Origin of the sequence: Bacillus sp. BR3(2024) (assembly GCF_039134555.1) — a bacterium.
In the GTDB taxonomy this organism is placed as follows: Bacteria; Bacillota; Bacilli; order Bacillales; family Bacillaceae_G; genus Bacillus_A; species Bacillus_A cereus.
The window spans coordinates 1,487,023-1,496,504 of record NZ_CP152433.1 but is presented as its reverse complement, the minus strand read 5'-3'; the positions used below and the strand labels follow the sequence as shown (position 1 = coordinate 1,496,504).

Genomic DNA, 9,482 nt, shown 5'->3' with positions numbered 1-9,482 from the left:
CTCGTCCAAGGATATACAATTAAACAACATCTCAAGTTATCTTAGTCGTAATAAGTTGGCCAGCTTCATTAATAGTAACTTTCCATTTCACTCCACTAGCAGTCTTCATGATTATACCTTTACTTGCCTCTATTTCAATATCTCCAAACATTCTTCCGCCAGTCGTCGCTAACCAAGCACTCCCATTTTCCATAGAAGATCTTGCAAAGATACGATTAATTCGAAAACGTTTATGATCTTGAGAATAACCACTTAATGTAATTCTAACTTTATATAACTGACTGGCCTTCATATTCGATATAATTGTATCGCCAACATTTAATGGAATATCCAACGCGATAACCCAACTTCCAGTTGCACTTAATGCATATTCAATTTTAATTTTCTTTGGGCTCTCTCCCCATCCAAAATACATTCCAAAACAATTTAACATTTGTATTGGTTTTTTCGTAAAATCCATTTCAATTACAACTGGATTACTATCTGGAACGTCAATATAGTTTACACTTTGTTCATCTATTAAATTAAAGCAATTTGTGAGATTTCCCCCGTACGGCACTTTTCCACTTACTTGCTTAACGTTATATTTCTGCTGAGCATTTACTAAAATATCATCTTGATTTCCTATTAAATGAGGTCTATTTAACGTCAAAGGTAACTGAATTCGTAGGGATTCTTCATAAGTAGACTTACAAACATTGTATTGTCCTTTATCTACAATAGTTGTCGAAAGCAGATTTGAAAAAAGGTAGTTACGATGAGAATTGGAAGAAAATTCAATAACAATTTGTTCACTACTCATCCGGTACGTATCCCAGATCATACAATCAAATGTATTATACGCACCTGAACAACGAATTACTTTTTCCGTTTGTTGTCTACATTGCACTTGAATATCATGAAACGTATTTCCTGAACTTTCATTTGGCAAATCACTATTTCCATCTACTTCAATCCCATACACACATCCATCAATAAATATAGATTGAAATACATTGGCGTTAATCCAGCAAGGTGTATTGATATCATTTATATATTCTGTCTTCAAATGTATTGCAGTTTGAAAGTTTTTAATTTGAATAAATTTAACTTGAAAGAAACTAATAAAATCCCATGCCTTTTGACAATAAAAATGTATAGCTTTTCCTTTATACGATGGAGTTGTATTTATTATATTTATATTTGATATAACAGATTGATTAGGTACTTCGATTTGTTGTGAACCAGAAACATAAATAACAGCAGATTGAAACAATGGATTTATAACTTGAAGAGTACCACCAACTATCGAAGCGTTACTTTGTAGCTCAAATGCATTAAAATCCCCATCTATTTGCAGTGTTACGGTAGGATCCAACTCTAATCTTACGTTTGATTTAATAACAATCGGCTTTACAATTTTGTACGTATTTATCCCTGTAATTCTAACCGTCGAAATTCGATTCGCTACACAATAATCAATAGCTTGCTGAATTGCTAATGAGCTATCATTTCCCGAGTTTGGAACTGCGCCAAAACAATCAATGTGAACGCTACTTTCTGGCGCACAATCTTCTTGGGATGAAATATATTCTGACAAAATAAATTCACTCCTCATATTACCTTTTTCATATAATATGTGAGTTGTCTCTTAAAAGTTTCTATAATAAAAAAAACAAACGACCTACTCGGTCATTTGTTTAATTCATATATATTTTTCGTTTCCTCTATCATTTTAGTTAACGAGAAATATCTCATTGCTTTCTCTCGTGCTTTCAATCTAATAGCAGTTACCTTTTCTTCATTCCCTTGTAGTTCCTCAAGCGCACTTGCGAATTCCGATTCGCAATATTCAGATATCAAAACACCTGACTCTCCATCTATTACCGCTTCATGTATTCCACCAACATCTATTGAAACAATTGGTGTCCCTGTAGCCATCGCTTCAATTACTACCATTGGAAACACTTCACGAAAAGATAATAAAAGTAAGGCGTCCATATTCCCTATAAACTCATGCGGCTCTGAAATATTCCCTAGCATCTTCACCCTTTGCTGTAATCCATATTTTTCTATTTCTTTCATAATCGATTCTTTCTCTGGTCCATCACCAGCAATATAAAACATAAAATCATTTCTCTTTTTCAACACATTTGCAATTTTGACAAATAGTTGATGGTTTTTCTCTTTGGATAATCTAGCTAATATCCCTATTTTATATGTAGATTCTTTCTTTTTCTGCTGGAATAAAAACTTTTCAATATCGACACCGTTATAAATTGTATTTATTTTTTCTTCTGCTACATGAATTGAAATTAAATTATTCTTCTCAAACTCACTTACTGTAATAATATTGTTCACATATTTATTCATGAAATAACGAAAAAGCGTTGGCATTTTCTTTTCTAATATCGTTACATTATGTTTCGTATAAACAATTTTCATCTTTTTTTTAATAAACTTTTGAATTAGAAAAGCATATAATACCATTCGCAAACTATTTGCATGAATAAGTTCTATCTTTCGTTTACAAATTTCGTTTCGTAAATAATAAATATTTCTCAAATGATTCCATCGACTAAGTAATATAAAATTTTCTTTTCTAGTAAGAGATTCATATAGTTCTCCATCACCTGCAGCTGTATAAATCTTAAAATCATCATAACGCAAATTACTTTCCAATTTACAAAAATAGCTCTCGGCTCCGCCAGTTATCAATTTATCTGTCATCAACAGTATATTCATAATTGCGTCTTCCCAACTACATTGATTTTATTTTTTTTATAAGCATGATAAGCATACTTACTAAAATAGTAAAAAATTTGCACCGAATTCAGTCGTTCTTGTTCCCTTAACAATTTCCAATACCGGAAAGCTGCTCTAATTTTATTTCTAGAAACAGAATTTGTAACAATTCTATATTTTGCTAACACTTGCTGTATCCCTTTTGCTTCATACCCTTCATGTAATAAGTTCAGCCATAACGCTGTATCTTCCGGCTGTATACTAGGCATTTCGACATATGGAATTTTTTCACGATCAATCATCACTGTTAAACAACCGATAATTGTATTTCCTACTAAATAATGATAGTCAACAGATTTTGGTGCACTCACTTCACGATTTAATTCATTACCGTTTTCATCAATTAAACTATACGACGCATATGAAAAAGCAATATTCATTTCTTCCATAAATAACAATTGTGTCTTCAATTTATGCGGCAACCATATATCATCGCTATCTAAAAAGGCAATGTACCTTCCTCTCGCCTCTTGGATCGCTAAATTCCGAGCTTTAGCAGCACCAACATTTTGTTTTAATGATAATAACCTAATACGTGAGTCTCCTTCTATTATATCTTTAATTTTTGTGGCAGATTGGTCGGTTGAACCGTCATCAACGATAAGCATTTCCCAGTTTTCATACGATTGATTCTGTACAGATAAAATTGTCTCACCTATAAATCGTATACTATTATAAGAAGGTGTTATTACAGAAACATAAGGCGGCTCGTTATGTGCTGATAGACATTTTACCATCTATCTTTCCCCTTCCTTCATATATTGAAATATACTTCACAACAACTGCTAAAAATAAAAAGAATGCTTCGTTAATAATGAGTGACAATGACATCATCTGAAATATAAATGCAATCATAGTCAATAGAAGATATGGTTTTTCACGAAACAAAGTATGCTGCGCTAACTTAAACATTAATATGAATAAAAACGCACTATATAGAAGAAAACCAATTGTACCCGACTCAGACAAAATTTCTAAAAATGTATTGTGTACATATAATTTTTCATTAAATTGATACTCATAATAATTCGAGAAGTTAAACGCACCAATTCCGATATATGGATTGGATAAATAATATTTAAAAGCAGCTTCCCATAATGTAAATCTACCACTTCCATTATCATGGGAAAAATCAGAAATTCGTTTATTTAATATGTCATCTAATTGGCCCCCCATTACACTATTCGATAAACTAAAAATAACTACACTAAACAATACTAAACTTATAATTATTTTTATTTTTTTAGCGAAACTAGACATACATATATATACAAAAATGACAAGCACAAGCGCTAATATTCCCCCTCTTGAAAAGGTTAATAGACTCGTCGTAACACATAAAATTAACCCTAAGATGTTAGTGATATTTTGCAAATTCGTCATATAGTACATAAAAAATATTGTATTATAGAAAATAAAAATGTTAGGATCATCTAGCAATCCAATTAACCGTGGATATCCTCTATCAACTAATAATCCAGCAAAAATTTCTCTCTCTTCTCCACCGTATAAACTAAAGTATTGTAAACCGATTATATAGAGTAGTAGACTTACAACATTAAATACTATTCCTACATAAGCAATAGATGATTCAAGTACCACTATTTCAGTATTCCCCAATAAATTTCTCATTATAAAATAGCATCCTAAAACGAGTAGCACGCCAAAAATCATACGAATACTAGCATTTAAATACATAGAAAGAATTCCGCTTAAACAATAAATGAAATAAAACAGTAAAAATATAACTTCATGAAAATATAACTTTTGAATATGAAAGTCTTTAATTGTTAAACAAAAATATATGACTAAAAAAATCATATATATCTTCAATGAAAATCCAATATATAAATTGTATTTACTTAACATGACAAATAATATTAGAAGAATAATCCATCCCATTGATACTTTCATATTATTTTCCATAGGCTATATCCCCTGTTTCGTAATATAATCCTTTTTGCGTATTTTTCTTATAAAAGAAAGAAGAAGTTTTTTTAGCTCATAATCATATAGGAATATGGCAGCTACTACAATTAGTATATTAAGAACAAGCGCAATTAAATGATATGTATGCAATATATATTGCACTCCAATAAAGGTTACACCAAAATAAATTGTATACGGTATTACAATTTGGAATACAATTTTTTTCTTCACTACACTTACCGCTATATATCCCACTAAAGCGACTATTTCAAATAAAACCATAGCGTATGCCGCTCCTATCACTCCACCAAGACTACTAAAGCTATAAAGCATAACCCCACCTATCACCAATGCTACACACTGCACAACAGTCCTCTTATTTTGACAACCACTCGTCGTTAAACCGTCAGCAATGGCAATATTTAAACTTTGTAGCACAATAAGAAATGATAATATTTGGAGTGGTTCTACTGCATTCCTCCATTCTTCATGAAAAAATATAGAAATAAAGTATGGTGCTAAATGATATAAACCGATCGTCATACATATTCCTACAATCGCCATTGATTTAATTTGAAGTAAATTTAATTTCGTATGCTCTTCTATATTATTCTGGTTATAATGCTTAAAGAGCACCGGAAAAAATGCACCTGCAATTACCCCTGGTACTTGATATAAAGCTGCCGGCATCCGGTACGCCACTGCAAAAACACCTACCATACTTAATGGCAATGTATAGTTAAGCAAGATAGGCGCTAATTGTGGCGTACTCATTATTAAAAAACCGCTAATAATAAAGGGAGTTAATTGCCAAAATAACGCTTTATGAATTACGACTTTCATATTCATTTTCGTCTTTCTTCTCATGATATATATACTGAATAAACCACCAATCATATACCCAAAAGCATATAAGCGAGCTGTTACATACACCGGTAACTCTCCGAAAATACAAAAACATGTAATTATAATGACAACTGATGCTGATACAACTTTTATGAGCGCTATATACTTCATACGTTCCGTCAGTTGAAAATAGGCAATCCCTATGTTTTGCCAAGTTAATCCTATTAACATGAAAAACATTACGTTTATCATCATATAAATTAAATTTTTATCCGCATACATATAATGAATAGCAATATAACCGATGATAGAAATAAAAATAAGTAGAATCATCCTTATTTTTATATACGATGATAAAATCTTCTCTAAATCTGCTCCATCCTTTGCCCCTTCTCGAAGAAACGTATTACTAAGTCCTAAGTCTGTAAAAAATAACATAACAAACGTCACTGCTATGGCAACACTAAACATCCCATAATGTTGTGCGTTAAAAAAGTTTGCTAAAACAATTAAACTGACGGCCTGAAGAAGGTTAGCTAAAATCGTACTATAAAATAGATGGATAATATTGCTTAGAATAGATCTACCCATACAAGTTCTCCTTTGCAAGTAACCTACTTACATATGTTGTTTGTTTACATATATATTTATCTTGCACCATTACCGTTCAATACAATTAAAACGGTTTTACATAAAATACGGATGTCCATCCGAAATGTTTTCATTTCAATATACTCCATGTCCAGCCTCAACTTTTCCTTTGGATCAAGATTATACCCTCCATTTATTTGTGCCCATCCTGTTAATCCTGGTTTTACTATTAAACGTTCCTTAAATTCTGGAATATACGCATCAAACTCATTATAAAAAAACTCTCTCTCTGGTCTAGGGCCTACAAAAGACATATCTCCTCTTAAAATGTTTAAGAGCTGTGGTAATTCATCAATTCTCGTTTTTCTTATAAACAATCCAACTTTTGTAATTCTTTGATCATGTTCTTTTGCCCATTGTGGTCCGTTCATTTCAGCATCCTTTACCATCGACCTTAATTTAAATACATTAAACTTCTTCCCGTTTATACCTAAACGTTCTTGAAAGTATATTGGAGCCCCTGATGTTTCTAAGGTAATCATAATACAAAAGAACAACATAATTGGTATTGTTAATAGTAACAATATGATTGAAAATATAATATCAAACAAGCGTTTTACACTTCGATTCAATATGCTAGGCTTTTCTTGAGCCGGAATCGTATACAACTTGGCTTGATTTGTTTCACGAATCATGGATCGTTACCCCCACATTCAAGAATATAAAATTATACCTATTAATTCACATTCTTTCCTATTTATATCCGCTATTACTTTTTGCACTGTACGTAATGAATCTTTTTGCTTTTTAACTGCTAAAACCACTCCATCGCATTTCCCTGCAATAATGTGCGTAGCAGGAAGTTCAAATACTTCAGAAGAATAAACGAAAATGTAATCAAAATCTTCTTTCCACTTAGCAATCGCATTATCAAATTCATCCATAGCAACTAAAGGCGTCCCTGTATGTACTGTTTTTTTTGCAGGAATACAATATAAGTAATTAGACAAATTACTAGAAAAAGATTCATAATTGCAGGAGGAAGAGCTTATTATATCGTTTACTGTTATCATGTGATCACTTTGTAATAATACATGTAGTTTAGGGTCAGAAAAATTCACATCAATAAGTAACACCTTTTTTTTCATTTCCGCAAACACTAGACCCATATTTACTATAAGCGAGGCAACAACACCTCTGTCCTTCGTTGAACTAACTGTGAACAGTTGTTTTCCGGATTTTTTCAGCTCGTGATACACCGTATAAAACTGCTCTTTCATCAGATCATCATGCAAATTGAATGGAAGCTGCTTCTTTGTCCTAAACATCGACATGTTCACCTCGATATATAGATGATTTTTTATCAACCTCTGTAGGTTTCTTTTTTCTATTTGGTTCCATATTTATGTGACCAATAACAGAGACTGTTGTTATTTTCTCTAAATCTTGTTCCGTGTATATACGTTCATCAAAATAATCTTGAAATACAGCTAAACCTATCCCAACAAAAAAACTAACAATTAAAGAAATAGGAATGATCAGTTGAAATTTCGGAAACAATTTTTCAGCCTGTTCCTGTAACTCAGGATCAGTTAATACTTTCACCCCTTGTACATTTGTGTACTGTTGAAAGCTTTTTTGTGATTGCTCTGCCAATGTCTTTACAATGTCTTTCACGATTTTCGGATTGGAATCTTTTACTGTAACAGTTACAATTTGTGAGTTGTCCGTATTCACAACCGAGATTTTTTGTGCTAATTCATAACTTGATTGCTCTAATCCCAAAGTTTTTTTGACTGTTGAAATAATTAATGGGCTTTTTAAAATATCAACATACGATGTTACTAGTTGCTTATTTTCTTGTGTTTTATTTGTTGAATTTTCCTTATTAAACTCATCTAAATTCCCAACAAGAATTTGCGTTGAATATTGATATGACGGCTTTAAAACATACATAGAGATAAGAACTAAAGAAGCGGTTAAACAACACATCGTTAAAATAATCGTTACGAATCTTCTTTTCAGTAATTGTTGAAAATCTTTTATACTCATTTCTTGCTTCAATTATTTCACCGCCCTTTTCTGAATAACATCCTGCAATTCACTCTTTACAGATAACCCTTTCTCTCTTCTATCCACTTGTTTTGTTACATACTTTCCGACTCCGAATGCAAATTTTTCTACATATACATACGAAAGCATTGCAAGTATAAACGAAAAAACAAGTGAAAAAATTAAAATAATAGGCAACGGTAATATTTCATGGAGCATGTATATAAGGGAAAACAACGATATAATATGGTATAAATAAAGACTGTAAGAAATCTTCCCCAAATATAACAAATATTTATTATGTAGCAAGGACGACAAAGTTGATATTGACAAACTTAATATGACAAATAAACATGCACTTATCGCCACTACGTAGTCTCGAAATATAAAATTATTGAGCACTTTAATTTCTCCTATAAGCCCTTCATACATAAAAAGTAAAATCGCAAATAAAAACCATGCAATTTTTGTGTTTTTAGTACAAATACTATAAAAAACTATTAAATTATTTTTATACTTCGCAACTAGTGCTCCTAGTAAAAACAGTACTGTGTAATGCAATGTTAATGCATAGCTTGTTAATGTTAAGCCCGAGCGAAACAAAAATAATATTACGACAGAACATATACTAAAACTAAACAATAATAGTAATGAACACCTTAACGTTTTTCGTAAGCAAATCATCAAAATTAACGGGAAAATTATTGATATTCGCATTTCATGGACAAGTGACCAAATCACACCGTTATATGCATCTGTATTATATTTCCCAACCAATAAAATATGTTGTGCGATTAAGCTTGAAGAACTTTCAATCGTCCACGAGCGATTAAACCATTCACTTAAATAAGAAATACCATATTCACTAATTGTAATCTGGCATACAATAGCTATAATTATTGCCACAATATAAGGAATATATATTCTGCATATACGTTTTAAAAGGTATGACCCATAGCTACTATAGTTTTTTTGAATAGATTCATACAAAACAAATCCGCTCAAAACAAAAAAGATAATAACTGATTCGTTACCACTACTAAAAATTAGACGAGCAGGCGTTTCTTTTAATAGATACACAACAAATGGTTTATTATCTTCATAACTGTAATTTTGAAATGCTGAAAAAATCATTAAATGATGACCAATCATTACTACTAATGAAGAAATCCCTCTTATAGAGTCCAATTCTTCGTATCTTTTCATCTTTTTACATCAACTCCTAATGAAATGATAATAATCATTTCAAAGCGACATCTTTATTCATATTCCTCTCCTTT

9 protein-coding genes are annotated in these 9,482 nt (G+C 31.4%); all 9 read right to left on the bottom strand.

Features of this window, described 5'->3' with window-relative positions:
- Positions 1–31 precede the first annotated feature (31 nt).
- Positions 32–1,579: a hypothetical protein gene (locus V7S45_RS07840; protein WP_342761721.1), complete on the bottom strand. Its 1,548-nt coding sequence runs from the start codon at positions 1,577–1,579 to the stop codon at positions 32–34.
- 92 nt (positions 1,580–1,671) lie between these two features.
- Positions 1,672–2,724 (bottom strand): glycosyltransferase family 4 protein, encoded by a 1,053-nt coding sequence (locus V7S45_RS07835; protein WP_025688378.1) that lies wholly within the window; start codon positions 2,722–2,724, stop codon positions 1,672–1,674.
- Complete coding sequence (locus V7S45_RS07830) at positions 2,721–3,521, bottom strand: glycosyltransferase family 2 protein (protein ID WP_000237682.1); 801 nt, start codon at positions 3,519–3,521, stop codon at positions 2,721–2,723. The genes V7S45_RS07835 and V7S45_RS07830 overlap by 4 nt, the downstream gene beginning before the upstream one ends.
- Complete coding sequence (locus V7S45_RS07825) at positions 3,496–4,710, bottom strand: O-antigen ligase family protein (protein ID WP_000429868.1); 1,215 nt, start codon at positions 4,708–4,710, stop codon at positions 3,496–3,498. The genes V7S45_RS07830 and V7S45_RS07825 overlap by 26 nt, the downstream gene beginning before the upstream one ends.
- 3 nt (positions 4,711–4,713) lie before the next feature.
- Positions 4,714–6,150 (bottom strand): oligosaccharide flippase family protein, encoded by a 1,437-nt coding sequence (locus V7S45_RS07820; RefSeq protein WP_000533741.1) that lies wholly within the window; start codon positions 6,148–6,150, stop codon positions 4,714–4,716.
- A gap of 56 nt (positions 6,151–6,206) precedes the next feature.
- Positions 6,207–6,845, bottom strand: coding sequence for a sugar transferase (locus V7S45_RS07815; RefSeq protein ID WP_000617648.1), 639 nt, complete (start codon positions 6,843–6,845; stop codon positions 6,207–6,209).
- Positions 6,846–6,863: 18 nt separating this feature from the next.
- Entirely contained in the window at positions 6,864–7,484 is a 621-nt protein-coding gene (locus tag V7S45_RS07810) for a CpsD/CapB family tyrosine-protein kinase (protein ID WP_002100874.1), read from the bottom strand.
- Positions 7,471–8,214 (bottom strand): Wzz/FepE/Etk N-terminal domain-containing protein, encoded by a 744-nt coding sequence (locus V7S45_RS07805; protein WP_342761720.1) that lies wholly within the window; start codon positions 8,212–8,214, stop codon positions 7,471–7,473. The genes V7S45_RS07810 and V7S45_RS07805 overlap by 14 nt, the downstream gene beginning before the upstream one ends.
- Positions 8,215–9,408 carry an acyltransferase gene (locus tag V7S45_RS07800; RefSeq protein WP_342761719.1) on the bottom strand — a complete coding sequence of 398 codons (1,194 nt, stop codon included), beginning with the start codon at positions 9,406–9,408 and terminating at the stop codon, positions 8,215–8,217.
- Positions 9,409–9,482 lie beyond the last annotated feature (74 nt).